1 protein-coding gene is annotated in these 853 nt (G+C 69.1%); it reads left to right on the top strand.

Annotation, left to right across the window (positions count from 1 at the left end):
• Positions 1 to 804 (top strand): RNA-guided endonuclease InsQ/TnpB family protein (locus FXN61_RS49725; RefSeq protein WP_167980675.1); only part of this gene is annotated, 804 nt, incomplete at its 5' end.
• Between the last annotated feature and the right edge of the window lie 49 nt (positions 805 to 853).

Genomic DNA, 853 nt, shown 5'->3' with positions numbered 1-853 from the left:
TGGTCGTTCGGCGACGTGGACGTGGCCGCGCTGAATCCGACGATGGTGGTGGTGTCGCGTGAGCCGGACGGCCGCTGGTACGTGACTTTTGCCGTGGACACCGAAACACCTGCTCTGGCCGAGCCCGCTGGACACGTGATCGGCGTTGACCTCGGTCTCACAGACTTGGTGGTGACCAGTGACGGTGAGCGGATCGCGAACCCGCGGCACCTGGTCCGCAAGGCCCGCAACCTGGCCCGCTACCAACGACGAATGGCCCGCTGCCAGCGCGGCAGCGGCAACCGCCGCAAAGCCAAGGCCAAGGTCGCCCGCGCGCACCGCAAGGTCCGCACCGCCCGGCAGGATTTCCTGCACCGCACCACCACAGCTCTGGTGCGCTCGGCCGACGTGATCGCGATCGAGGACCTGTCGGTCAAGAACATGGTGCGCAACCGCCACCTCGCCCGTGCCATCTCCGACGCGGGCTGGGGCGAGTTCCGGCGGCAGTTGGAGTACAAGTGCCGCCGCGCGGGCCGCACGCTGGTTGTGATCGACCGCTGGTTCCCGTCCAGCAAGACCTGCTCGGCCTGCGGGCACGTGCTCGCCGAGCTTGCTTTGTCCGCCCGGCACTGGACGTGCCCGAGCTGCCGCACCCGGCACGACCGGGACCTCAACGCGGCGAAGAACATCCTTGCGGCTGGTCGAGCCGTAGCCCGGGACACTGTCTCGGGCGATGCCTGCGGAGCTGATGTCAGACGGCAAGGGCCCTCCCTTCCGCGATCGGCAGTGAAACAGGAAACCCGCGCCGCGAGGCCCAGCGCGTAAGCGCTACCCGCCGCACGGCGGGTGGGAATCCCTGTCCTTCAGGGCAGGG

It is taken from the genome of Lentzea indica (assembly GCF_012184385.1).
In the GTDB taxonomy this organism is placed as follows: Bacteria; Actinomycetota; Actinomycetes; order Mycobacteriales; family Pseudonocardiaceae; genus Lentzea; species Lentzea indica.
The sequence above is the reverse complement of the archived record's forward strand: the minus strand, read 5'-3'. Positions and strand labels throughout refer to the sequence as shown.